We start from the raw sequence: 23,940 nt of genomic DNA, 5'->3' as shown, positions 1-23,940 counted from the left end.
AAAAAGACCCCCGCTCCGGGGGCATGGAACGGGGGCCTCGATCGCGCCCTTGAAGCGCTTTGCGGCGAGAGCGGGGTCCGGGTAACAGGGGGGAAATCCCGGTCTTGTCTCGCGCCGTGGAGTTCTTTTTAGGGGCCGGGATATGAGCCTCAGATGAACGGTTCTGAAAACTTCTCGGCCCGTCGCACCTGTCGCTCGTTTAGCCGCCCGATGCCCGCCCCTTGGGCCGGGGATCGGTCCAACGAAAGGCGGAATCGGCCACCGGCACGCCGTAGCGCTGATTCGACAGTTTCACCGCCGTCCGGTTGTTCTGCGAATCCAGCGCCACCCAACCGTAAAGCTGCAAACCCGCCGGACTTCCCGCGTCGCGTTTGAAGATCATGGTGATGGTGCCATATTCCGGCCGCTTGGGATCGCGCGCCTGAACGGACAGAACGGTCGGATCTCCAGTCTGGATCACCTTGCCGAATTTCGACAGGTCTTTCGACGGGTCGATCAGCGCGCCCAGCGGCGAATTGCCGATCGGCCAGCGCTGCACCTGCCGCACTTCATAGTCGATCATGGTCAGCGCCTTGCCGTCGCCCACGATCAGCAGCGGCACGCCCTTCTGATATTGGAAACGAATCTTGCCCGGCTGCTTGATCGTAAGCTGGCCGGTCAGCGTCTGGCCGTTGCGGTCGGTCTGGGCAAAGTCGGCGGTCATGGTGGTGACGGCGCGAATATAGGCGTTGACCCTGGACAGGTCGGACTGGTCCGCCTGCGCGGCCGCCGGCATCATCGGCACGGCGACAGACACCGCAACCAGGGTCAGGGCAGCCAACGTCAGGGTGGCGGGCGCAAACATGCGCTTCATGCAATCATCTCCGGTTGTTCAGGATGAAGTGTCTAGGTGGCAGGGCTTGAACCCGCTGTGAACCCACTCGTTCCTTGGGTGCAACGAATTGGCTGTTTGCTTCGATATAGTTGGGTCCGGCGACGTCGTAGCCCGGTTTGGGAAGGAAGCGGACCCATCCTATTCCTCCCCATCGGAAGATGGGGAGGTGGCAGCGCGAAGCGCTGACGGAGGGGAAAATGCGCAGGTCACGCCATTTCCCCTCCACCAGCCTGCGGCCGGTCCCCCTCCCCACGCTACGCGCAGGGAGGAATTAATGACAATTAATGCCCAATCCCAGCCATATCGGAAAATGAAAACGGGAAGGGGGAGAGCGGCATGGCCGCTCAATCCCCCTCTGCTTCCGCTTCGCCAGTGCCGGTCTTTCCGGCGGCCCCTCTCCCAATTTATTTTTTAGGCGCTGCGGTGAGCGGCTTCTGCTTAGCCGGGCTCGACGACAAAAAAAAGGCTGATCCGAAGACCAGCCTGAAAGTTTTTAGGAGAGGATGCCTGAAAGGCAGGGCCCTCTTCGGCCAAATCGCGCCCCGCCGCAAATGCGAAGAACCGAATGACGATTGCATGAAACGCAATCAACGTTGGAAAACAGGGATTTTCGGAGCCGCTTCATAATCTTGCGGTCGTATAACAGCCCCGACGCCCACGCAAAAACCCGTTTCAGAGCGAAATGGGCAGTGACTTTTCCGCATCAGCCCAAATGAAAATTTTTCCGTGAGCAGTGGTCCGGACGGGGGGCGCGTAATGGCAGAAAAGCCGACCTATCTTGTTCCTCCCCATCGAGAGATGGGGAGGGGGACCGGCCGAAGGCTGGTGGAGGGGAATGGGGCGCGACCTGCGTATTTCCCCTCCACCATTCGCTTCGCGAACGGTCCCCCTCCCCACGCTACGCGTAGGGAGGATTTAGCGTCCGCCCTAAAGCGGATTCCCGCTCTCATCCCGCAGCACTTCGCGGCGGCCGACATGGTTGGGCGGACCCACCAGCCCCTGTTCCTCCATCTGCTCGATCAGACGGGCGGCGCTGTTATAGCCGACGCGCAATTGCCGCTGGAGCCAACTGGTCGACGCCTTCTGATTTTCGAACACCAACTGGCAGGCCTTGCGGAAAAGCTGCGCATCCGGGCTGTCATCGCCCAAATCCACCCCATCGAGCGCGAAGCTGCCTTCCTCCGGCTCCTCGGTAACGGCGGCGATATAGTCGGGCTGGCCCTGAGCGCGCCAGTGATCCGCCACCACGCGCACCTCATCGTCCGACACGAAGGGACCATGGACGCGCATCAGCCCCTTACCGCCATGCATGTAGAGCATGTCGCCCTTGCCAAGCAGTTGCTCGGCCCCCTGCTCGCCCAAAATCGTGCGGCTGTCGATTTTCGACGTAACAAAGAAGCTGATGCGGGTCGGCAGGTTCGCCTTGATGACGCCGGTAATGACGTCGACGGACGGACGCTGCGTCGCGAGGATCAGGTGGATGCCCGCCGCACGCGCCTTTTGCGCCAGCCGCTGGATCAGGAATTCGACTTCCTTGCCCGCCGTCATCATCAGGTCGGCCAGCTCGTCCACCACCACCACGATCTGGGGCAGCGGCTGGAAATCCAGTTGCTCCTCCTCATAAATCGGCTTGCCGGTTTCGGGATCGTAGCCGGTCTGCACCCGGCGGCCGAGCGGCTTGCCCTTGGCCTTCGCGGCCCGGACCTTCTCATTGTAATTGGCGAGGTTGCGGACGGAAATCGACGCCATCATGCGATAGCGGTCCTCCATCTGCTCCACCGCCCATTTGAGTGCCCGGATCGCCTTGGCAGGCTCCGTCACGACCGGCGAAAGCAGATGCGGAATATCGTCATAGGTCGACAGTTCCAGCATCTTCGGATCGATCATGATCAGCCGCAACTGGTCCGGCGTCATGCGATAGAGCAGCGACAGGATCATCGCGTTCAGCCCGACCGACTTGCCCGAACCCGTCGTGCCCGCGATCAGCAGATGCGGCATGGGCGCAAGGTCGGCGATGATCGGCTCGCCGGAGATATTCTTGCCCAGGATGATCGGCAGCGTCGCCTCCGCCCCGAACTGCTCGCTGGTGATGAGTTCGCGAAAGGACACGCCCTCCCGGTTCGCATTGGGCAGTTCGATGCCGATCACCGTGCGCCCCGGAATCGTCGCTACGCGGGCGGAAAGCGCCGACATGTTGCGGGCGATATCGTCGGCCAGAGCGATCACGCGGCTCGCCTTGATGCCGGGCGCAGGCTCCAGTTCGTACATGGTAACGACCGGGCCGGGGCGGACCTCGACGATATTGCCCTTCACATGGAAGTCGTCGAGCACGCTTTCCAGCAGGCGCGCATTGCGTTCCAGCGCCGCCTTGTCGATCTTCGCGCCCTGGCTCGCTGGAATCGGGTTCAGCAGGTCGGGCGAGGGCAGGGAGCTGTGGCCGAACAGATCGTCCTGCGACACCGGGGCCATGGCGCGCTGCACCGGCGCGGGCTTGGGCGTCTGGATGTTGATCGGCGGCTTGGGTTCATTGGAGACGGTCTTGCGCGGCGTGGCGACCCGCTCGAAAACATCATCCTCCTCATCCGCGTCGACAACCGGCGCGGGACCGGCCAGAGCGAATGTCGGCTTGGGCAGGCTGAGGCGCGGCAGGGAAGGCCTGCGCAACGCAATGATCGGCTTTTCCAGCGCCAGGCTGCGGTACCAGAGGGCAGTGCCCGCGATCAGCGTCAGCACGATCAGGATGCCGGTGATCCACCCCTGTGCGGCGGGCAATTGCGCGGTCAGGCTGGCAACGCCCCGCGCCGTCACCAGCGCGATGATGCCGCCCCATCCGGCAGGCAGGCCCACCAGCGGATTGGTCTGGAACAGCGCCAGCGCAATGCCCAGCAGCGCGATACCGGCAAAGCATTTGCCGAACTGCCCCTTCCACCCGCTCATATCCTGGTCGCCCCACAGCCGCCGGGCGGTGATCGCCATCAACGGCAACACCAAGGCCACCGGCACGCCCAGCAGCCACAGCAGGAAATCCGCGATCCATGCGCCGGGGGCCTGCATGATATTCTGCACATGATCGCCTGCGACCGTGTTCATCGACGGATCGCTCGGCTGATAGCTGAGCAGCGCCAAAGCGAGGAACAGGGTCGCCAGCAACAGCGCGATCGATCCGATCAGCGCGCCGCTGCGGATCAGGCTGCGTTTCAGCATTTCGCGCCATTCCGGCGCGCGTTTGGCTCCGCGGCTGACAGCCATGGCCTCCATGTCCCCCAAATGTTCCGTCCGGGGACAATGCGCCGAGCGGGGAGTCCCCGTCAAGACTTCCGCCCCTCGGCTCGTCCCGCCGACTCCGTAACATTCCGTATGTCGGCGGGCGGGCGGTCAGCCCAAAAGTCCGGCGAAAGGAGACTTCGCCATGATCGCTACCTTCTATCCCACCCTTGTCGTCATCGCGCTGAGCGCATTCACCGCCGTGCTGCTGGGCGTCAGCGTGCAGGATGCATTGACGCGAGGGCGCTGAGCGCTTCGCCGTCGACGCGCTGCACCGTCCATTCTTCCATCGGCCGCGCCCCCAGCGACCGGTAGAAGGCGATGGACGGCTCGTTCCAGTCCAGCACCCACCATTCCAGCCGGGCGCAATCCCGCTCCAGCGCCAGTTGCGCGAGGCGGGAGAGCAGCGCCTTGCCCGCGCCCAGACCCCGCGCTTCGGGGATGACGAACAGATCCTCCAGATAAATTCCCGGCCGTCCCTCGAAGGTGGAGAAATTGTGGAAGAAGAGGGCAAAGCCGATGGCCTCCCCGTCATGTTCCGCGATCAACACCTCGGCCATGGGGCGCTGGCCGAACAGATATTTGTCCAAGCTGGCGCGGTCGGCCTTCACCTCATGCGACAGCTTTTCATAATCGGCCAATGCAAGAATGAAGTGGTGAATTGAACCGATGTCGGCGGGAACGGCCTCGCGGATGGTGACGGACATGCTTTTCCTTTCAGGCGACGGACGGTTCGACATGCGGCGGATCGGCCGGGCCGGTGCGGGACGCGATCAGGCATCCGACCACGATCAGCAGCGCGCCGACCACCGTCGTCAGCGTCAGCCGGTCGCCAAAGACCAGCCAGCCGATGATCGCGGCCCATAGGAAGGCGGTATATTCCACCGGGATCAGCACCTGTGCCTCTGCCCGCGCATAGGCCCAGGCCAGCGCCGCCAGAGAGGTGAAGGCAAGGGTCGCGGACAGGACGACCAACGCCCATGACTCGGCCTGAGGCACGACCGGCATCCGTTGGACGGCCCCGGCGAAAAGCGCGAATACGCCCAACATCACGACATGCTGGAAGAAGGCGACCTCTATGGGGGATGCCAGTTGCGCCTGCTGCCGCTGGAGGATGAGGTTCCAGGCGAACAACACCGCCGAAACCAGCACCGCCCCCGCGCCCAGCAATGCGTCGGCGTCATAATCGCCCCGCAACCGCCCGGACAGGATGACCGCGACGCCGACCAGCCCCAGCAGCGACGCGCCGATGGCCTGCCGCCCGATCCTTTCCTTCAGCAGCAGCGCGGCAAGATAGAGCGCGACCAGCGGTGCGACGAAGGACAGGGCAATGGCTTCGGCCAGCGGCATCCGCATGAGCGCCCAGAAGAACAGGCTGGCCATCGCCGCCACCACCGTCCCGCGCAACATGTGCAGCCGCAGCACCGCCCGGTTCGGCCAGCGCTGCCGGGTCAGCAGCATCAGCGCCAGCCCCAGCAGGCTGCCCGCCACGGCGCGCCAGAACAGCGCGTCGAACAGGCCGATGGAAAGGCTCAAACCCTTCATCGCTGCATCCATCACGGAAAACAGCGCGACCCCCAGGCAGCAGACGGCAAAGGGAAGGGCGAGGGAACGGGGCGCTGTCATAGGGGTGAGAAGCGACTTATTCCGCCGCTTCCGCCTTCCCGGCGTCGGTGGTTTCGGCTTCCAACTTCGCCGCTTCGATCTCCGCCGCTTTGGCTTCGACCAGGCTGACGATATGGTCGATCATCCCCTCGTCCTGCACCGTATGATCGGTCAGGCCGGACAGATACACCATATGCTTGCCCGCGCCGCCGCCGGTCAGGCCGATGTCGGTTTCCCGCGCCTCGCCGGGGCCGTTCACCACGCAGCCCAGCACGGACAGCGAAAGCGGCGTGTGGATATGCTGGAGCCGTTCCTCCAGCGCCTGCACCGTGCGGATCACGTCGAATCCCTGACGGGCGCAACTGGGGCAGGAAATGACCTTCACGCCCCGCGTGCGGATGCCGAGCGACTTCAATATTTCGTAACCGACCCGCACTTCCTCCTCCGGCTCGGCGGAGAGGGAGACGCGGATCGTGTCGCCAATCCCCGCCCAGAGCAGGTTGCCGATGCCGATGGCGCTCTTCACCGTGCCGCCGATCAGGCCGCCCGCCTCGGTAATGCCCAGATGCAGCGGGCAATCCACCGCTTCGGCCAATTGCATATAGGCGGCGACGGCCAGGAAGACATCGCTCGCCTTCACCGCCACCTTATAGTCGTGGAAATCCTGATCCTGGAGCAGCTTGATATGGTCGAGCGCGCTTTCGACCAAAGCCTCCGGACAAGGCTCGCCATATTTTTCGAGCAGATCCTTTTCCAGACTGCCCGCATTGACGCCGATGCGGATCGAGCAGCCATTGGCCTTGGCCGCGTCGACCACTTCCTTCACCCGCGCTTCGCTGCCGATATTGCCGGGGTTGATGCGCAGACAGGCCGCGCCCGCATCAGCGGCTTCCAGCGCGCGCTTATAGTGGAAATGAATGTCCGCGACGATGGGGACGCGGGCGGCGCGGACGATCTGCTTGAGCGCTGCGGTAGACGCCTCGTCGGGGCAGGAGACGCGGACGATGTCCACGCCCACCTCCTCGCAGCGGCGAATCTGGTCGACGGTCGCCCTGACGTCGTCGGTCGGCGTGTTGGTCATGGTCTGCACCGTGACCGGCGCGCCGCCGCCGACGGGAACGTTGCCGACCATGATCTGGCGGCTTTGGCGACGGGCGATGTCGCGCCAGGGACGCAGGCCGGGATTATGGTCGGACATGAAAAAGGGGCTCCGTGATGATGGAGCCCCTATAGGGATTTACGACGAGCTTTAGAAGCGTGCGGTGAGCGACGCGCCGATCTGGTCCGCATTGCCGCTGGTCTGCGACAGGGTGGTCGCCGTCACCGTCGCGGGCGCGGGATAATAGCTGTCCGGACGGATGATGTTCGCCTTTTCCACGAAATTATGGGCATAGCTGAGGTTCAGCGCAAAGGCGGGCGAGATATTATAGGTCGCGCCGGCCGACAGCCAGGTGCGGTCGCCGTCCGGCACGCGGGTCGTCAGATGCTGCGGATTGGTGGGCGACCGGTCGAACATCGTTCCGGCGCGCAGGGTCAGGGCCGGGCTGACGTCATATTCGCCGCCCAGGCTGACGCTGTAGCTGTCCTTGTAATCCAGTTCCTTGTTGCTGGTCCCGGCGGCGGAGGTGATGGCGATGCCCTTGAACTTCGACCAGTTGTACCAGCGGCCGCTGATCATGGCGCGCAGCCTGGGCGTCAGCCTGTGCATGAAACCGACCGTGACGACATCGGGCAGGTCGAGCGGCGCGGAAGCGGCCAGCGTGCCGTTGGCTGAGGCTATCGGACCCAGAAGGCCGGAAATGGCCTGCGTGCCGATCAGCTTGTGATTGATGCCCGAACGGTAGGAGACCCCGACATTGGTGGTGCCGTTGGTGTAGAACAGGCCCGCATTCCAGCCGACCGTCCAGTCGTCGCCCTTCAGCCGGGCGAAACCGTCGGCAGGTGCCAGGGGCGAAAGCTGCGGCAGGGCATTGGTCAGCGTCGCCTTCACATATTGCACGTCCACGCCGCCGCCGACCGAGAAATTGTCATTGAGCTTATAAGCGGCGCTGGGCTGGATGTTATAGGTTTTGAGGTTGGTGTAGATCGAGTCATAGCGGCCGAAAAAGCCGTCGTCATAATCCAGCTTCAACCCGAACGGCGCATTGACGCCCAGGCCCAGCCACAGCCGGTCCGTCGCTTGCGCGGTCACATAGAAGCTGGGGATGGGAATGACCTTTTCGAACGGCTGTCCGCCGTCATTGCCCGTCACCGGCACACGCGCGCCGGGCAGGGTCGGAACGGTGCGATAGGTGCCGCGATTGGCCTGATGCGCCGACGCAAACAGCGCGATGCCGCCGATGGAGGTCTGAATGCCCGGCAATTCGGTCATAGCGGCGGGGTTGAAATAGACGGTGGACGGATCGTCCGCCGCCGCGCCCGCGCCCGCAAGAGCGCGTCCGGTTTCCTTGGGCGACTGTTCCTGCAAATAGAATCCGCCCGCGAAAGCCGGAACAGGCGCTGCCAACGCGCCCGATAGCAGGAGGCTGGCAATGACGGGACGACGCAAAGGCATGATGATTCCACTCCTGAAACTCGATCTGGGCAAAATGGCTTTCCCCGGAGAATGATCCCCCATGGGCCATGTCCCTATGAGCATTATGGTTAAATAATCGTTCGAAAAGCCCTAATTTGCATGGGTTTCGGCAGGCCGGGCGGCGGAATGCGCAACGACGTTACGGCATGAAGCGAAAACCGCGCCGTAAAAAAAGCAAAAAAAAGCCGCCCCAAGGGACGGCTTGAAAGTTTTAGGAGAGGATGCCTGAAAGGCCTTTTCCTTTTGCAGTGCAGCGACGATTTCCGCAAATGCGAAAAGCGGACCGCCGATTGCGTTTCATGCAATCGTCACGCTTTTGTCCGATTTCCGTAAAGGAAAACCGGCGTCCCATCAGGGCATTTCGGCTGTCCGTTCGGAGACCGAAGGGCCTTTCAAGACCGAATCACGCCCGAATCGGCCAATTGCGCATCGATGGCCGCGATCAGTCGCGTCAAGGAGGCCGCATCCTTCGCTTCCGCTCGCGCCACCAGCGAATCCTGCGTGTTGGAGGCGCGCAGCAACCACCAGCCATCGGCCGTGGTGACGCGCAGCCCGTCGGTCTGGTCGACCCTCGCGCCCGCCGCCAGCAACCGGGCGCGCACTTCCTCCACCACGGCGAATTTGCGGCTTTCGTCCACCGGGAAGCGGATTTCCGGCGTATTGGCCATTTCCGGCATCTCGTCGCGCAGGCCGGTGACGCTCCGGCGTAGCCGCGTCAGACCCCGGATAAGCCGCACCGCGGCATAAAGCGCATCGTCGAAACCATAATATTCGTCCGCGAAGAAGATATGGCCGGTCATCTCGCCGCCCAGCGGAGCGCCAATTTCCTTCATTTTGGACTTGATGAGGCTGTGGCCCGTCTTCCACATCAGCGGCTTGCCCCCCAAGGCCGAAATGCGGTCGAACAGGGCCTGACTGGCCTTCACGTCGGCGACGACCGTGGCGTTCGGCCGGTCCTTCAACACCAGTTCGGCGAAGATGCCGAGCAACTGGTCGCCCCAGATCACCCGCCCCTTGCCGTCGATCACGCCGATGCGGTCGCCGTCGCCGTCGAAAGCCAGTCCGAAATCGAGCTTCTTTGCGCGGACAAGCGCCTTCAGCTCCGCCAGATTGGCCTCGACAGTGGGATCGGGGTGATGATGGGGAAAATGTCCGTCTATCTGGGTGAAAAGCACATGATGCTCACCTGGCAGGAGCTTGACGAGCTTATCCACCACCGGCCCCGCCGCGCCATTGCCCGCGTCCCATCCGATGCGCCAGGCGGCGCCGTCGAATCCTTCCACCAGCCGGGCGGCGTAGCGGTCCATGATGTCGACGCTCTCGACTCCGCCGCTGCCTTCGCTCCAGTCGCCCGTCCCCGCCATGACGCCCAGATTCGCGATGTCCGGGCCAAAAAAAGCCCCATGCTGAAATACCAGCTTGAAGCCGTTATGATCGGAGGGATTGTGGCTGCCGGTTATCTGAATGCCGCCATCAACGTCGAGCACCGCTTCGGCATAATAGAGCATGGGCGTCGGGCCGAGGCCTATGCGCGCGACATCGGTTCCGGAATCCTGAAGGCCCTGCACGACCGCCTGTTCCAGCGCCGGGGAACTCAGCCGCCCGTCATAGCCGACCGCGACCCTTGATCCGCGCGTCCGACCGCTCCCCCGGCGCCTGACAATCGTTCCAAAGCTGCGGCCCACGGCATAGGCGTCCGCCTCGCCCAGCGTCCGGCCGACCACCCCGCGAATGTCATATTCGCGCAGCAGCGTGGGATGAAAGCGATGGGCCATGGCATCCTCTCCCTCGGCTTCAACGGCGCTGTTCGACTTCCCCGATCAGCAGGTCGCGGGCCGCGTTGATCTGGGCCGCCAGCGCTTCGGTGCCGCCCTTGTCCGGATGGACGGAGGCGATCAGGCGGCGATGCGCGGCGCGGATGGCGCGGGCGTCCGCGTCCGGCCCAACGCCCAGCAGCTTCCTGGCGTCGATCACCGCATGAGACGAAACGGGCTGCGGCGCAGGCTTGCCCGCCTTGCCCTTGTCCCGTCGGCCTCTGGCAAGGAAGAATAGCGTGGCACCGATCAGTAGCGGCGCGCCGATCAGCGGCTTGCCCTTGGCGGCCACAACCGCGCCGACCAGAGCGGCGCCCAATGCCATGCCATCCTTCGCGCTCATGCGTTGCAATCGTCCCGTCCAGATCAGCCAGGCCGCAAGCCCGATCAAAGCCAAGGCAAGCAGCCCCATCAGGCGGCGCCGAGCAGATCCAGCGGCGCGACCTCTGCGCGGGAGGGAAGGGCAAGGCCCGACACCATCTCGCGCAGTTCCTGCCGGGCGGCGATATGGCTGACGCCCAGTTCGCCCAGATGTCCCTTGTCCAGCAGGGTCAGACCCGACGGAAAGAGTTCGCGGAAGATCACCCGCTCCGAAAGGCCGGGAATCACGCGGAATCCCACGCGGCGGGACAGCTCCGTCAACGCGTCGCCCACGCGCTTCTTGTTGCGGGCGTCATGATGCTGGACGCGGTTGCGCAGCACCACCCAGTCGATGCTGACGCCATCCGCCTTGGCGCGGGTCTTGCGCGCCTCGAAAATCAGTTCGGAATAGAAGGACAGGCGCTTCACCTTGAATGTTTCCGCGTCCACCTGCCCGATCAGGTCGAAATCGACGAAACTGTCGTTCATCGGCGTCACCAGCGTATGGGCGCGGGCGGCCATGTGGCGGGCATAGTCGTCGTCGCGGCCGGGCGTGTCGACCACCAGGAAATCCTTCCCCTCGGCCATGGCGGCGGCCTGTTCCTCCAGCGCCTCGACGCTGTCGCCCTTGAACACTTCGAAATCCGGAGTCGGCAGGTCGATGCCGCGGCGGCGGGCGGTCTCTGCCCGGTTCTCCATATAGCGGGTGATGGTGCGCTGGCGCGGGTCGAGGTCGATCATGCCGACGCGATGGCCCAACACCGTCAGCGCGATGGCCGTATGCACGGCGGTCGTCGACTTGCCGGTTCCGCCCTTCTCATTGGCGAAGACGATATGGTGCGTTTGGGCGTTCGCCATCGGACCTTTATAACCCCGTTGATTGTCGCATTGTGTGTTGACCGTTCGAACCGGTCATGCCTTAGCAGGATATACCCCTGTTCATGCCCTTATCGGAGCCGTTCCTGTCGTGCAAATCCTCCGTGACCTGCCTTCGCTGCGCGCCGCCGTCGATGCGCTGAAAAGCGACGGAAAACCGCTGGCGCTGGTGCCCACCATGGGGGCGCTGCATGACGGACATATGGCGCTGGTGGAGGAAGCGCGCCGCCATGCCGGGCATGTGGCGGTGTCGATCTTCGTCAATCCCCGGCAGTTCGGGGTGAACGAGGATCTGGACGCCTATCCCCGGCGGGAGGCGAAGGACGCGCAGATGTTGCAGGCGGCCGGAGTCGACATCCTCTGGGCGCCGACGGTCGATGTCATGTACCCGGCCGGCTATGCCACCAACATCTCCGTTTCGGGCGTGACGGAGGGGCTGGACGGCGCGGCGCGGCCCGGCCATTTCGACGGCGTGGCTACGGTGGTGACGAAATTGTTCAACCAGGTCCGCCCGGACGTCGCCCTGTTTGGGGAGAAGGATTATCAGCAGCTCGCCTTGATCCGGCGCATGGTCCGCGATTTGGACGTGCCGATCGAGATTGTCGGCGTGCCGACCCAACGGGCAGAGGATGGCTTGGCGCTGTCTTCGCGCAATGCCTATCTCAGCGAGGAGGAGCGCAAGGACGCGCTGGCCCTGCCCCGCGCCCTAGGCGAAGCGGCGCGGCAGATGGAAAAGGGCGCAAGTGTCGAGTCCGCCGTCGCCAAGGCCATAGCGCTGCTGACGGCGCATGGCTTTGACCCCATCGACTATGTGACGCTGTGCGACACGGTGACTCTGGAACCGATGACGGTGCTGGACCGTCCCGCAAGGCTGCTGGGCGCGGCAAAGCTCGGCAAAACCCGGCTGATCGACAATATCCCGGTCGACCCAATTTAATGTCCGTCATCCCAGCGAAGGCTGGGATCTCAGGCGATAGGGCACAGCATAGCCTCACGAGATCCCAGCTTTCGCTGGGATGACGGCTATGTCAAAACGGCTTCACGATCACCGCGATCACGATCACCGCGGCGGCAACCCCCGGAATCTCGTTCAGCAACCGCAACCGCTTCTCGCTGAGCGGCCGCAGCCCCCTGGCAAGCTTCTTCGCATAACCCGCGATCCAGCCATGATAGCCCGACAGGCCCAGCACGAAGAGCAATTTCAGGTGAAACCAGCCGAAATGCCACGCGCCGATCTCCACCATCAGCATCAGGCCGAATACCCAGACCAGGACGATGGACGGGTTCAGGATGATCTTGAGCAGCCGCCTTTCCCGGTCGATCCACTTCCTGTCCTCATCCGATCCCACCGGGCATTGCTGGTGATAGACGAAGAAGCGCGGCATCATGAAAAGGCCCGCCATCAGGAAGATGACGAAGATGACATGCGCGGCTTTGACCCACAAATAGGCTGCTCCCAGATAAGCCATATATTCAGTCTCCCGCTGCCCGCACATAGCTAAGCAGCGCTTCGACATGATCAATGGGGGTGTCGGGCAATATCCCGTGCCCCAGGTTGAAGATATGCGGCCGCCCGGCAAAGGCGGCGCGGATATTGTCGACCGCCTCTTCCACCGCCTTGCCCCCGGCGATCAGCGCCAGCGGATCCAGATTCCCCTGCACCGGCAGCCCTTGCGGCAGAACCCGGTTGGCCCAGTGCGGATCGACCGTTTCATCGACGCCGACCGCATCGACCCCGGTCCCCGCCGCATAATCGGCCAATTTCGCGCCCGCGCCTTTGGGAAAGCCGATCACCGGAATGTCCGGATGAATCGCCTTCAACCTCTCCACGATCCGCCGGTTGGGCCGGATCACCCAGCGCTCGAACTCCAGCGGAGCCAGGCTGCCCGCCCAACTGTCGAAAAGCTGCACCGCCTCGACCCCGGCCTCGATCTGGCCGGACAGATAGACCACCGTCGCATCGATGATCGCATCGATGATCGCGCCGAATTTTTCGGGTTGGCTGTAGGCCATGCGGCGGGCCGCGCCCTGATCCTTGCTGCCCTGACCAGCGACCATATAGGTGGCGATGGTCCAGGGGCTGCCTGCAAAGCCCAGGAAGGTCACCTGAGGGTCCAGCGCGGCCTTCACCTGCCGGACCGTCTCATACACCGCCTCATAGCGGCTGAAATCGGGTTTCAGGGCCGACAGGTCCGTCTCGGCCAGGATCGGCGCCAGACGCGGTCCTTCTCCCGCCTCGAACCACAAATCCTGCCCCATGGCATAGGGCACGATCAAAATGTCGGAAAACAGGATCGCCCCGTCGAAACCGAAACGGCGCAGCGGCTGAACGGTCACTTCTGCCGCCGCCGCACTGTCATAGACCATTTCGAGGAATCCGCCCTTTTCCGCTCGCAAGGCGCGATATTCAGGCAGATAGCGTCCCGCCTGGCGCATGAGCCACATGGGCGGCACAACAGGGCAAGCGCCTTTCAGGACCGAAAGCAACGGCTTGAGCGTCCGGCCGTTGGAAAGCGCGTCATCTGGTCCCGTCATAAACTCTCTTATATTTAGATTCAAAAGGATGATGGAGATAGTAGGGCGGTTGGCAGCGGGGTTTATGCGCTGTGCCCCGATTTGCCAACAACTTGACTCTCCGGAGTCGCCGATTCCGGTCCGAGTCAGTCCGCTTATCCCCCTTATCCACAGGCTGTGGATTTTAATTTCCATCTGTTGGCGGGCTGTGGACAAGATTCCTGGAATCGGGGAGGGCGACAAGCGCCTGATTTTCCCCGCAACCTATCCCTTGCTTTATCCACAGCCTCCCCACAGAGATGTTCCTCATGTCGCGCATCCATCTCCACTTGCTTTCGGACTCCACCGGCGAAACGCTGGAGAATATCGCCAAGGCGGCCATCGGCGCGTTCGAAAATGTGGAGGCGGTGCGCCATTTTTGGCCGATGGTCCGGTCCGACGTCCATCTCGACCGCATCATGGAGGAAATCGCCGCCAATCCGGGCCTGGTGCTCTTCACCCTGTCCAACCACCAGCTTCGGCGGCGGCTGGAGACGCGCTGCCGGGCGCTCGGCCTGCCGCATGTCGCCGCGCTGGACAGCGTGACCGACGCCCTGTCCAACATATTGGGACAGGAAACCCGCAACCGTCCCGGCCGCAAGCATATATTGGACGAAGCCTATTTCGCCCGGATCGAGGCGATCCAGTTCACCATCGCCCATGACGACGGCGTGGGTCATGAAAATTGGGAGGAGGCGGACATCGTGCTGGCGGGCGTGTCCCGCGCCTCCAAGACGCCGACCTCCATCTATCTCGCCAATCGCGGGTACAAGACCGCCAATATCCCGCTGGTGATCCAGTCGCCGCCGCCGCAGGCGCTTTACGTGCTGAAGCATCCGATGGTGGTGGGGCTGACGGTCAGCCCGGAACGGCTGGTGCAGATTCGCCGCAACCGGCTGCTGTCCCTGAATCAGGCCCCGGAAACCAGTTATGTCGACATAGAGAAGGTGCAGGAGGAACTGGCCTTCGCCCGGCGCATGTTCGCGGACAATGGCTGGCCGGTGATCGACATGACCCGCCGCTCCATCGAGGAAGCTGCCGCCGCCATCATCAACCTGTTCAACGACCGCGTGCTGGCGGAAGGAGCCTGACCATGATCGTGCTGGCATCGCAAAGCGCGAGCCGCCGGGCGCTGCTGGAAGCGGCGCGGGTGCCGTTCGAGGCGCTCTCCCCCGGCGTCGATGAGGAAGCGGCCAAGGAAGCCCTGCGTGCCGACGGGCTGGACGCGCGGCAACTGGCCGACGCGCTGGCGGAACTGAAGGCGCTGCGCGTGTCGCGCCGGGTGCCGGGCGGGCTGGTGCTGGGCTGCGACCAGACGCTCAGCCTGGACGATGGCGCGATGATCGACAAGGCGGTCGACCGCGCCGATGCGGAGCGCATATTGAAGCTGCTCTCCGGCCGGGTCCATCATCTGCACAGCGCGGCGGTGATCGCGCTCAACGGCGAACCGATCTGGCGGCATATCGAACGCGTGCGGATGACGGTGCGCCCCTTGTCTGACGCATTCATTGCCGCCTATCTCGACGGCGATTGGGATGAATGCCGCTGGTGCGTCGGCTGCTACCGAATAGAGGGGCCGGGCGCGCAGCTTTTCGCGAAGGTGGAGGGCAGCCAGTTCGCGATTCAGGGCCTTCCGCTGCTGCCCCTGCTTGACTTTCTGCGCGTCAGGGGCGTTCTGGAGTCATGACCGACAAGCTCCCCTATGCCGAGGTGATCGGCGATCCGATCGCGCACAGCAAATCCCCGCTGATCCACAATTTCTGGCTCGATGCGCTGGGGATAGAGGCGGAATATAAGAAGACCCACGTCACCAGCGAGGGGCTGGCCGCCTATTTCCTCGCCCGGCGGGCCGATCCCGACTGGCTGGGATGCAGCGTCACCATCCCGCACAAGATCGCGGTGATGGACTATACCGACGATCCGGGCGGCGTGCGGGAACGGATCGGCGCGATGAACACCATCGCCAGCGAGACCGGCGGGCCGCTGATCGGCACCAACACCGATGCGGGCGGCTTCCTGCAACCCTTGCTGCGCGACAAGTGGAAGGGGCAGAGCGCGGTGCTGGTCGGCGCGGGCGGCGCGGCGCGGGCGATCCTGTTCGCGCTCACCAGCCTGGGCGTGGCCGACATCACCGTCATGGTCCGCGACGCGGCCAAGGGACAGGCCTTGCTCGACCGCGCCGGGACCAAGGGCAGGGTGATCGGCATGGCCGATGCGCTGCCCAAGGCCGACCTGCTGGTCAACACCAGTTCGCTCGGCATGGTGGGCCAGCCCGCGCTGGACCTCGACCTCAAGCCGCTGGCGGACGACGCGACCGTCTATGACATCGTCTATGCGCCGCTGGAAACGCCCCTGCTCAAGGCGGCGCGGGCGAGGGGCCTCAACACGCTGGACGGGTTGGAAATGCTGATCGGCCAGGCGGCGCTGGCCTTCGACATCTTCTTCGATGCGCAAGCGCCGCGTGAGCGGGACGAGGAATTGCGCGCCCTGCTGCTCGCCGCCTGAGATATATGAAGATTTACGGCCTCACCGGCTCCATCGGCATGGGCAAGTCCGCCGTCGCGGCCATGTTGCGGCGGGAGGGGGTGCCCCTGTTCGACGCGGACGCCGAAGTGCACCGGCTGCAAGGGCCGGGCGGCCCCCTCCTGCCCGCCATAGAGGCCCGCTTTCCCGGCACCACCGGCCCCAGGGGCGTCGACAGGGCAAAGCTGGGCGCGGCGGTCTTCGGCCATCCGCAGGAGTTGAAAGCACTGGAAGCCATCATCCATCCCGCCGTGCAGCACAGCCGCAAGGCGTTCCTGCGCCGTCATCGCTCGCGCAAATTCGTCGTGCTGGATATTCCGCTGCTCTTCGAAACCCATGGCTATCGCAAGCTGGCGGGCGTCATCGTCGTCACCGCCCCTGGCTGGAAGCAGCGCAAGCGAGTCCTGGCCCGGCCCGACATGACCGCTGCAAAATTCCGCCGGATTGTCCATCTGCAAACACCCGATGCTGAAAAGCGGCGGCGGGCCGACTATATCATCCATACCGGGACGACCTTCGCCCAGACCCGCGATCAGGTTCGCCGCTTGGTCGCTTGCCTTGGCGCGAAGAGAGTCCGATAAGAAGGGTCCGGCGGCTGGCCGGAAAGAGTCGTTGAAGAGGGCGATGCGCGAGATTATTTTCGACACCGAAACGACTGGCTTCGACCCTGCCTCAGGCGATCGCCTGGTCGAGATCGGGTGCATTGAACTCCTCAACCGGGTGCCCACGGGCCGCACCTTCCACGCTTATTATAATCCGCAGCGGTCCATGCCCGCCGCCGCGGAAGCCGTGCACGGCCTGTCGGACGGATTCCTGAGGGACAAGCCGCTGTTCGGGCATGGCGTGCAGGAATTGCTCGCCTTTCTGGAGGACAGCCATCTGGTCGCGCATAATGCGCGCTTCGACTTCGGCTTCCTCAATCACGAACTGAAACTGTGCGGCCTGCCCGAAGTGTCGATGGACCGGATGATCGACACCGTCGCCATCGCCCGGCAGATTCACCCAGGCGCCAAGCACAGCCTGGACGCGCTCTGCACCCGCTACGGCATCGACCGCAGCCATCGCATCAAGCATGGCGCCTTGCTCGACGCCGAATTGCTGGCCCAGCTTTACATCGAACTGACCGGCGGCCGTCAGATCGGCCTTGGTCTTGCACAGGAGGAAGAGAAACTCATTGTAAACATGGAACTTGCGGCGAAGGCCGCGGTTCGCCCTGTTCGTCCCGCGCGCGTTTTCGCGGCCAGCGCGGAAGAGTTGGAGAGGCATGCAGCGTTCGTCGCGACGCTGGAAAAGCCGCTCTGGCTGGAGGAGGCCTGATCACAGCCATTCCCGTTTTACGGGAGCGCTGCCTTCAAGCCTCCATGCCCACCGGGTCGCCATCCGGGGCGGTCCGGCAAGAATAAGGAGAAGGCATATGGATATTCGTGTTTCCGGGCATCAGGTCGATACGGGCGACGCGCTCAAGCAGCATGTCTGGACCCGGCTGGAGGCCATGGCCGAGAAATATTTCTCCCGCGCGCTTTCCGCCCAGGTGACCTTCCGGCCCGCCCCGCACGGCGCCTTCCATTGCGACATCGTCTGCCATGTCATGACCGGCCTGATCCTGAAGGGCGCGGGCGAGGCGCAGGAGGCGCATCCCGCCTTCGAACAGGCCGCCGAACGCATCGAAAAACAGTTGCGCCGCTATTTGCGCCGCCTGAAGGACCGCAGCGCCCAGGCCGCCGCCGCCGAAGCCAGCCGGTCCAACGGATTCGGCCCGGACGGGCTGGACGGCGCGGGCTATACGATTTTCGCTTCCCTCGCCGATGAGGAGGAACCGGCCGAAGCGCCGCTGATCGTCGCGGAAACCCGCGTCGACATTCCCGAAGCCAGCGTGTCCGACGCGGTGATGATGCTGGACCTGCGCAACACCAATGCGTTGCTGTTCGTCAATGCGGGGACGTCCGCCTACAATATGGTCTATCGCCGGCATGACGGAACCATCGGCTGGGTGGAACCGCGTCTGGGTTGATGCGCTGAAGTCCTGTCCCTGGCCGCCGGTTGACCTGGAACGGCTGGCGGCCTATGGGGCCGGACTTTAAAGATCCGGGCATTGCGTCATTTTTCCGAAGCTGGGCGCGGCTCGGCTGGGATTCGGCATGGTTCATTTCAACGATATCGTCGCGCCGGAAGCGCTGGGCACGGCCCTTTCCGTTAACGGCAAGAAGCAGTTATTTCAAAAGGTCGCGGCTCTGGCGGCCCAGGCCTACGGCCTGGACGCCGATCTGGTGGCGGAGGCGCTGCTGGAGCGCGAAAAGCTGGGTTCGACCGGATTCGGCGGCGGCGTCGCGATTCCCCATGCCAAGATCGTGGACCTCAAGAAGATGTGCGGCGTGGTCGTCCTGCTCGATCCGGCGGTGCCGTTCGACGCGGTGGACGAAGCGCCGGTCGACGTCGTCTTCGCCCTGCTTTCCCCGGCCGATTCGGGCGCCGAGCATCTGAAGACGCTGGCGCGGGTGTCGCGCTATCTGCGGGATGAGGGGCAGGTCGCCCGGCTGCGCGGCGCGAAATCGGCGGCGGCGCTCCATGCCCTGCTTGCGGGCGGCGAGGCGCGTGACGCTGCCTGAATCCGGCGCCAAGGCATCGCCCAGCGGCGAAGCGGCGCATTTCCGGGCATTGGAAAGCCTTTACCGTTCGGCGCCGATCAACCGGCTGTTCCGGTCGGAACTGACCATTCCGGAGGAAGGCCGGTCGATCATCCAGTTCGACGTGGACGAAACGCAGTTCCATGCCGCCGGGGCGGTGCATGGCACGGTCTATTTCAAGATGCTGGACGATGCGGCCTTCTACGCCGCCAACAGCCTGGTCAGCGACCGTTTCCTGCTGACCACCAGTTTCAACCTGCTCTTCACCCGGCCGATCGCGCCGGGCCGCATCCGCGCCGAAGGGCGATGGATCAGCGGCAGGCGGCGCGTCTATGTCGCCGAAGCCAGCCTGATCGACGCCGATGGGGAGGAGGTCGGGCGGGGAACCGGCACCTTCATGCGGTCGCAATTCCCGCTTTCCTCGCTGCCCGGCTATGCCGCCTGACCGGTTGACCAGCGCGTTGCTGGTCAACGCGCTGGTGCGCCGCTGCGCCGCCGCGGGCGGTTTCGCCACGGTGCTGGTCAAGGGCGACGACATCAGCGGCGTCATATTGATCCAGGCGCTGGAAAATGGCCGGGAACAGGGCTTGTTCGAGCGCGTTTCAGACTTTGCGGGCGGCTACAGCCTGACCCGCTGCGGCCCCGACCCGGAAAAGGGGGCGGATGCCATGGCCCAATATCTTGCGCGCCGTCGCGCTTCAGACCCCGATCTGTGGGTTTTGGAGCTTGATATCGCGCATGCGGAACGGTTCGCCGCTGAAACGATCTGTTAACCGTTGACTCATGTTCCGCGCGCGGGCACAGGCCCCCGACGCTTTCAACGCGCAGGTTGCCGGTTTCGTCCATGGGGGGCGGATGCGGGTAAACACGCAGACGGGGGGCGGCCGGACGTCGGTGTTTTTGGGGTTTTTTGACGTCCCCGGCCAAGAACCGCATGATTTTGAGCAATAATGAGTTTTCGTTTGAAGGCTGCGATCATCGCGGCATTTGCCCTTTCCGCCACCGCGGCGGTCACTGCGGCCGACATGTCGAGCGCTTCCGAAGCGGCTCCGTCGGTCCTGCCCCTTCCGGGAACCACTGAGCTGAATGCAGCTCCGGCCGGCGCAAAGCCCGCCGTCACCTTTGCCGCACCGCGCGAAGTCGTGCAGTCGCTGGCTCCTCTTTCCGGCACCGACGATGTGAAGGCCGACAATCTCGCCGCCCTCGTGGACGCGCAGGGCGCGGCCGAGGATGTTTCCGGCGACATGAAGTGCCTGGCCGGCGCCGTCTATTTCGAATCCAAGGGCGAAAGCCTGGAAGGCCAGTTGGCCGTCGCCCGCGTCATCATCAACCGCGCAAAGTCCGGCCGCTTTGCCGACAGCCTGTGCGGGGTGATCTATCAGCCCGGCCAGTTCAGCTTCGTGCGCGGCAACGGCATGCCGTCGATCCGCATGGGCAGCGAAAGCTGGCGCGAAGCCGTCGCCATCGCCCAGATCGCGATGGAAGATAGCTGGAACAGCAAGGCGGAAGGCGCGCTGTATTTCCACGCCCGCCGCGTCTCGCCGGGCTGGGGCAAGCGCCAGCTTGCTGCGATCGACAATCACGTCTTCTATCGCTGACTCTTTCGCGCCAGGCGCGCAGGGGGTGAAGAAGGGCCGGTTCGGGATTTCCTGAATCGGCCCTTTCCTTTTGTTCCCTTCCTGTTCTAATAACCGACTATGGAATCCGATCTGTCCGACAGTTGTTCGCCCCTGACCGATGGCACGGCGCTGGCCGTGGCGCGGGGCACGCTGCGTCTGTTCTTCCGGCACGACATGAGCGGGATATTGGAAGTGCCGCTGCCGAACGGCCGACGCGCCGACATCATGGCGCTGGACGGGGCAGGGCGGATCACCATCGTGGAGATCAAGTGCAGCCGCGCCGACCTGCTGGGCGACATGAAGTGGCCGGATTATTTCGACTATTGCGACCGCTATTTCTGGGCGGTGCCGTCCGGCTTCGACCTGTCTCTGTTCGAAAGCGAAGCGCTCTGGCCGGGGCGAACCGGGCTGATCGTCGCGGACCAATATGACGCCGAACTGGTGCGTCCCGCACCCATGGAACCGCTGGCGGCGGCACGGCGCAAGGCGGAAACGCTGCGCTTCGCGAGAAGGGCGGCGCGACGCCTGACGGCGCTGTCCGACCCCGACCATGCGGCGGAACTGGGTGGCAATTTCGGCTGATTTGGGTCGAAGGCGGACCTATCCTATTCCTCCCCATCGATAGATGGGGAGGGGGACCGCCGCTGAAAGCGGTGGTGGAGGGGAAGGGGCACGACCTGCGCATTTCCCCTCCACCACTCGCTTCGCGAGCGTCGAAGAGAGTCACGTGCCTCTCTTCGACCCTCCCCACGCTGCGCGTAGGGAGGATTTTAATGGCTGCTATTACCCAAATTCAGAACACAGGCCCCTGCACCGGCCCCTTGGGCGCGGTCGTCGTCTTCGCAGCGCTCAACGCTTCCACCAGCCCCGGCGTACGGCCGTCCCGCTCCGCATAGTCCCGCGCGGACATGCCTGCGATGGAATCGCGCCTGTCGGGATTGGCCCCCTGCGCCACCAGCAGCCGGACCAGCCCGACATCGCGCAGTTGCACCGCCCGGATCAGCGGCGTTTCCCCGCTGCCATTGGCCTTGTCCACCTGCGCGTTGAAGGTGAGCAGGCTGCGCGCTCCTTCCTCGAACCGGGCCTGCACCGCATCCATCAGCGGCGTGTTGCCGCTATTGTCCGTCAGGTTCGGGTTCGCCCCCTTCGCCAGCAGGAAGGTCAGCCATGTATTGTCGCGCCGGGCGACCACCAGGTGCAACGCGGTGTCGCCGGTGGTCACGTCCCGGCTGTTGATGACGGTCGATCCCGGCTTCTGGATCAGGTCGGTCACCTTCTGCCCGTCGGCGTCCTTGACCGCCTTCAGGAAATTATAATTGTCGGAAAACTGCGCGTGCGCGACCATCGGCATCGCGACGGGCAACAGCAGCGCCAGGGCCAGAGCGGCGGTGCGGCCAAGGCCCATCCAGGCCGGAAAGCGTCGTGTCATTTTGTCCATAGCCCCGTTGGGATTTGCAAATCGGGCCATAGCAGGGCATGGCTGGCGGCGCCATGAACAAAGCGCTGATTTCGCTCGCCCTGCCGTTCGCCACCCTGCTGGCAGCCTGCAATATGGGGGCTGGCGGCAACGCATCAAGCGGCCCCGACAATGTCCAGGGCGACCTGCACGGGGCCAGCATCGGCGCGCCCTTCACCCTGACGAACCAGGACGGGAAGAAGGTCCGCTGGGACGATTATAAGGGCCAGTACCGGTTGGTCTATTTCGGCTATACCTATTGCCCCGACGTCTGCCCGGTCGACCTGCAACGCATCATGCAGGGCTTCGCGAAGTTCGAGAAGGACAAGCCCGCTCTGGCGGCCAAGGTCCAGCCGATGCTCATCAGCCTCGATCCGGAGCGGGACACGCCCGCCGTCCTCAAAACCTATGTTGCGGCTTTTCACCCGCGCCTGATCGGCCTGACCGGCACGCCGGACGAGATCGCGAAGGTGGCCAAGGATTTCGTCGTCATCTATAATAAGGAAGAGGCGAAGGGCGCGAGCGGCTATCTGGTCAGCCACAGCCGCACGCCCTATCTGTTCGACGGCAACGGCGCGCCGGTCGCGCTGGTGCCGGTGGACGATCCCGCGACGCCGGACGTGGATGAGGGCGATCCCGCCAAGGTGATCGCCTTCCTCGAAAAATGGGTGAAGTGACGGTTGGACTTCTGGGAAAAGCCCCTCGACAAGCTGGACCGCGCCGAATGGGAGGCGCTGTGCGACGGCTGCGGCAAATGCTGCCTGCACAAGGCCGAGGATGAGGATACGGGGCGGATCTACCCCACCAACGTCGCCTGCCGCCTGCTCGACCGGCACAGCGGCCAATGCACCAATTATAAGGAACGCCGCAGCTTCGTCCCCGATTGCGTGCGCCTGACCCCCGCCAAGGTGAGGACGATAAGCTGGCTGCCCCGCACCTGCGCCTATCGGCTGCGCGGCGAGGGCAAGCCGCTGCCGCAATGGCATTATCTGATCTGCGGCGACCGGGGAGCGGTGCACCGGGCGAAGGAATCCGTGCGGGGCTGGACCATTGCGGAGGCCGATGCGGGCGATTGGGAAAACCATCTTGTCGACCGAGAGCTTTGACGCGCAAATCCTGATCGACGGCATCGCCGTTCCGGTGCGGATCCGCCGGTCGGCGCGGGCCAAGGCCTATCGCCTGTCGCTGGATCAGGCGCGGGGCGAACTCAGGCTCTCCCTGCCGACCCGCGCCAATCTGAAGCGCGCCCTCGGCTGGGCGCAGGAGCATGAAGGCTGGGTCCGCTCGCAAATGGCGCGGCAACCGGCGCAGGTCATGCTGGGCGACGGCGTCATCTTCCCGCTGGAGGGGCGGGAGGTGCGCATCTGCTGGGTGGAGGGCGCGTCGCGCACGATCCGGCTGGATGGCGACCGGCTGCTGCTCGGCGGCGCATCGGAATCGGTCGGCCCCCGGGTGCTGCGCTGGCTCAAGACGCGGGCGAAGGCGGTGCTGGAGACCGAAAGCCATGCAATGGCGCGGGACAATGGCTTGATCGTCGCCTCCGTCGGCATTGGCGACCCGCGCAGCCGCTGGGCGAGTTGCGCCTCCAACGGCGCGATCCGCTATAGCTGGCGGCTGATCCTCTGCCCGCCGGAGGTGCGCCGGGCGACCGTGGCGCATGAACTGGCGCATCTGCTGCATATGGACCACAGCCCGGCCTTCCACGCGGCGCACAAGCGGATATTGGGCGAAGATCCCCGCCCGGCGCGGGCATGGCTGCGCGCGAATGGCACCGCGCTGCACCGCTTCACGGGCTGA

28 protein-coding genes are annotated in these 23,940 nt (G+C 64.3%); 16 read left to right on the top strand and 12 right to left on the bottom strand.

Annotated elements, in window-relative coordinates:
* Nucleotides 1-199: 199 nt before the first annotated feature.
* Nucleotides 200-853, bottom strand: coding sequence for a LolA family protein (locus tag BV95_RS07875; protein WP_037449705.1), 654 nt, complete (start codon nucleotides 851-853; stop codon nucleotides 200-202).
* A 357-nt stretch (nucleotides 854-1,210) separates the two neighbouring features.
* Here BV95_RS07875 and BV95_RS23490 point away from each other — a divergent pair, with 357 nt between their 5' ends.
* Nucleotides 1,211-1,501 (top strand): hypothetical protein, encoded by a 291-nt coding sequence (locus tag BV95_RS23490; protein WP_156028612.1) that lies wholly within the window; start codon nucleotides 1,211-1,213, stop codon nucleotides 1,499-1,501.
* A 300-nt stretch (nucleotides 1,502-1,801) separates the two neighbouring features.
* On the opposite strand, the gene BV95_RS07870 is transcribed toward BV95_RS23490, so the two are convergent.
* From BV95_RS07870 to BV95_RS07835, 8 genes are all read right to left on the bottom strand, one after another.
* Nucleotides 1,802-4,123 carry an FtsK/SpoIIIE family DNA translocase gene (locus tag BV95_RS07870; RefSeq protein WP_037449864.1) on the bottom strand — a complete coding sequence of 774 codons (2,322 nt, stop codon included), beginning with the start codon at nucleotides 4,121-4,123 and terminating at the stop codon, nucleotides 1,802-1,804.
* A 230-nt stretch (nucleotides 4,124-4,353) separates the two neighbouring features.
* Nucleotides 4,354-4,845 carry a GNAT family N-acetyltransferase gene (locus BV95_RS07865; protein WP_037449702.1) on the bottom strand — a complete coding sequence of 164 codons (492 nt, stop codon included), beginning with the start codon at nucleotides 4,843-4,845 and terminating at the stop codon, nucleotides 4,354-4,356.
* A gap of 10 nt (nucleotides 4,846-4,855) precedes the next feature.
* Nucleotides 4,856-5,764: a DMT family transporter gene (locus tag BV95_RS07860; protein WP_037449699.1), complete on the bottom strand. Its 909-nt coding sequence runs from the start codon at nucleotides 5,762-5,764 to the stop codon at nucleotides 4,856-4,858.
* Between the two features lie 16 nt (nucleotides 5,765-5,780).
* On the bottom strand, nucleotides 5,781-6,941 hold the full coding sequence (ispG, locus tag BV95_RS07855; RefSeq protein WP_037449696.1) for a flavodoxin-dependent (E)-4-hydroxy-3-methylbut-2-enyl-diphosphate synthase: 1,161 nt from the start codon (nucleotides 6,939-6,941) through the stop codon (nucleotides 5,781-5,783).
* Between the two features lie 51 nt (nucleotides 6,942-6,992).
* Entirely contained in the window at nucleotides 6,993-8,297 is a 1,305-nt protein-coding gene (locus BV95_RS07850) for an OmpP1/FadL family transporter (protein ID WP_037449693.1), read from the bottom strand.
* Nucleotides 8,298-8,710: 413 nt separating this feature from the next.
* Nucleotides 8,711-10,093: a phosphoglucomutase/phosphomannomutase PgmG gene (gene pgmG, locus BV95_RS07845; RefSeq protein WP_037449690.1), complete on the bottom strand. Its 1,383-nt coding sequence runs from the start codon at nucleotides 10,091-10,093 to the stop codon at nucleotides 8,711-8,713.
* Nucleotides 10,094-10,112: 19 nt separating this feature from the next.
* Nucleotides 10,113-10,544 carry a DnaJ domain-containing protein gene (locus tag BV95_RS07840; RefSeq protein ID WP_037449687.1) on the bottom strand — a complete coding sequence of 144 codons (432 nt, stop codon included), beginning with the start codon at nucleotides 10,542-10,544 and terminating at the stop codon, nucleotides 10,113-10,115.
* Nucleotides 10,544-11,350, bottom strand: coding sequence for a division plane positioning ATPase MipZ (locus BV95_RS07835; RefSeq protein ID WP_037449684.1), 807 nt, complete (start codon nucleotides 11,348-11,350; stop codon nucleotides 10,544-10,546). The genes BV95_RS07840 and BV95_RS07835 overlap by 1 nt, the downstream gene beginning before the upstream one ends.
* Nucleotides 11,351-11,459: 109 nt before the next feature.
* Between BV95_RS07835 and panC the strand changes: the two genes are divergently transcribed.
* Nucleotides 11,460-12,305 carry a pantoate--beta-alanine ligase gene (gene panC, locus BV95_RS07830; protein WP_037449682.1) on the top strand — a complete coding sequence of 282 codons (846 nt, stop codon included), beginning with the start codon at nucleotides 11,460-11,462 and terminating at the stop codon, nucleotides 12,303-12,305.
* A gap of 91 nt (nucleotides 12,306-12,396) precedes the next feature.
* Here panC and BV95_RS07825 read toward each other — a convergent pair whose 3' ends face one another.
* Together BV95_RS07825 and hemE are read right to left on the bottom strand one after the other, a co-directional pair.
* Complete coding sequence (locus BV95_RS07825) at nucleotides 12,397-12,837, bottom strand: CopD family protein (RefSeq protein ID WP_037449680.1); 441 nt, start codon at nucleotides 12,835-12,837, stop codon at nucleotides 12,397-12,399.
* 4 nt (nucleotides 12,838-12,841) lie between these two features.
* Nucleotides 12,842-13,903 (bottom strand): uroporphyrinogen decarboxylase, encoded by a 1,062-nt coding sequence (gene hemE / locus BV95_RS07820; RefSeq protein WP_037449678.1) that lies wholly within the window; start codon nucleotides 13,901-13,903, stop codon nucleotides 12,842-12,844.
* A gap of 287 nt (nucleotides 13,904-14,190) precedes the next feature.
* Between hemE and BV95_RS07815 the strand changes: the two genes are divergently transcribed.
* The 11 genes from BV95_RS07815 (at nucleotide 14,191) to BV95_RS07765 (ending at nucleotide 21,269) form a co-directional block, all read left to right on the top strand.
* Complete coding sequence (locus BV95_RS07815; RefSeq protein ID WP_037449861.1) at nucleotides 14,191-15,012, top strand: pyruvate, water dikinase regulatory protein; 822 nt, start codon at nucleotides 14,191-14,193, stop codon at nucleotides 15,010-15,012.
* A gap of 2 nt (nucleotides 15,013-15,014) precedes the next feature.
* Nucleotides 15,015-15,608, top strand: coding sequence for a Maf family protein (locus tag BV95_RS07810; protein ID WP_037449676.1), 594 nt, complete (start codon nucleotides 15,015-15,017; stop codon nucleotides 15,606-15,608).
* The gene (gene aroE / locus BV95_RS07805; RefSeq protein ID WP_037449674.1) at nucleotides 15,605-16,426 is read left to right on the top strand and encodes a shikimate dehydrogenase; all 822 of its coding nucleotides are present in this window, start codon (nucleotides 15,605-15,607) and stop codon (nucleotides 16,424-16,426) included. The genes BV95_RS07810 and aroE overlap by 4 nt, the downstream gene beginning before the upstream one ends.
* Before the next feature lie 5 nt (nucleotides 16,427-16,431).
* Entirely contained in the window at nucleotides 16,432-17,025 is a 594-nt protein-coding gene (coaE, locus tag BV95_RS07800) for a dephospho-CoA kinase (RefSeq protein ID WP_037449672.1), read from the top strand.
* A gap of 43 nt (nucleotides 17,026-17,068) precedes the next feature.
* Nucleotides 17,069-17,761, top strand: coding sequence for a DNA polymerase III subunit epsilon (gene dnaQ / locus BV95_RS07795; protein WP_037449669.1), 693 nt, complete (start codon nucleotides 17,069-17,071; stop codon nucleotides 17,759-17,761).
* A 97-nt stretch (nucleotides 17,762-17,858) separates the two neighbouring features.
* Nucleotides 17,859-18,455 (top strand): ribosome hibernation-promoting factor, HPF/YfiA family, encoded by a 597-nt coding sequence (gene hpf, locus BV95_RS07790; RefSeq protein ID WP_037449666.1) that lies wholly within the window; start codon nucleotides 17,859-17,861, stop codon nucleotides 18,453-18,455.
* A gap of 127 nt (nucleotides 18,456-18,582) precedes the next feature.
* Nucleotides 18,583-19,050 carry a PTS sugar transporter subunit IIA gene (locus BV95_RS07785; RefSeq protein ID WP_037449662.1) on the top strand — a complete coding sequence of 156 codons (468 nt, stop codon included), beginning with the start codon at nucleotides 18,583-18,585 and terminating at the stop codon, nucleotides 19,048-19,050.
* Nucleotides 19,010-19,513: a PaaI family thioesterase gene (locus BV95_RS07780; protein WP_037449659.1), complete on the top strand. Its 504-nt coding sequence runs from the start codon at nucleotides 19,010-19,012 to the stop codon at nucleotides 19,511-19,513. The genes BV95_RS07785 and BV95_RS07780 overlap by 41 nt, the downstream gene beginning before the upstream one ends.
* A complete protein-coding gene (locus BV95_RS07775) occupies nucleotides 19,503-19,841 on the top strand; it encodes a DUF1491 family protein (protein ID WP_037449656.1) in 339 nt (112 codons plus the stop codon). The genes BV95_RS07780 and BV95_RS07775 overlap by 11 nt, the downstream gene beginning before the upstream one ends.
* 177 nt (nucleotides 19,842-20,018) lie before the next feature.
* On the top strand, nucleotides 20,019-20,666 hold the full coding sequence (locus BV95_RS07770) for a cell wall hydrolase (RefSeq protein ID WP_037449653.1): 648 nt from the start codon (nucleotides 20,019-20,021) through the stop codon (nucleotides 20,664-20,666).
* A 99-nt stretch (nucleotides 20,667-20,765) separates the two neighbouring features.
* Complete coding sequence (locus BV95_RS07765) at nucleotides 20,766-21,269, top strand: MmcB family DNA repair protein (protein ID WP_037449650.1); 504 nt, start codon at nucleotides 20,766-20,768, stop codon at nucleotides 21,267-21,269.
* Nucleotides 21,270-21,480: 211 nt separating this feature from the next.
* Here BV95_RS07765 and BV95_RS07760 read toward each other — a convergent pair whose 3' ends face one another.
* On the bottom strand, nucleotides 21,481-22,116 hold the full coding sequence (locus BV95_RS07760) for an ankyrin repeat domain-containing protein (RefSeq protein ID WP_234703124.1): 636 nt from the start codon (nucleotides 22,114-22,116) through the stop codon (nucleotides 21,481-21,483).
* Between the two features lie 47 nt (nucleotides 22,117-22,163).
* Here BV95_RS07760 and BV95_RS07755 point away from each other — a divergent pair, with 47 nt between their 5' ends.
* The 3 genes from BV95_RS07755 to BV95_RS07745 are packed head-to-tail and all read left to right on the top strand — an operon-like array spanning nucleotide 22,164 to nucleotide 23,940.
* Nucleotides 22,164-22,820, top strand: coding sequence for an SCO family protein (locus BV95_RS07755; protein ID WP_174544471.1), 657 nt, complete (start codon nucleotides 22,164-22,166; stop codon nucleotides 22,818-22,820).
* 3 nt (nucleotides 22,821-22,823) lie between these two features.
* Nucleotides 22,824-23,249, top strand: coding sequence for a YcgN family cysteine cluster protein (locus BV95_RS07750; protein ID WP_037449645.1), 426 nt, complete (start codon nucleotides 22,824-22,826; stop codon nucleotides 23,247-23,249).
* Complete coding sequence (locus BV95_RS07745) at nucleotides 23,206-23,940, top strand: M48 family metallopeptidase (RefSeq protein WP_234703120.1); 735 nt, start codon at nucleotides 23,206-23,208, stop codon at nucleotides 23,938-23,940. The genes BV95_RS07750 and BV95_RS07745 overlap by 44 nt, the downstream gene beginning before the upstream one ends.

The organism is Sphingobium chlorophenolicum (genome assembly GCF_000722875.1).
Taxonomy (GTDB): domain Bacteria; phylum Pseudomonadota; class Alphaproteobacteria; order Sphingomonadales; family Sphingomonadaceae; genus Sphingobium; species Sphingobium chlorophenolicum.
Note: the sequence above shows the minus strand (reverse complement) of the source record. Positions and strands in the feature narration are given on the sequence as shown.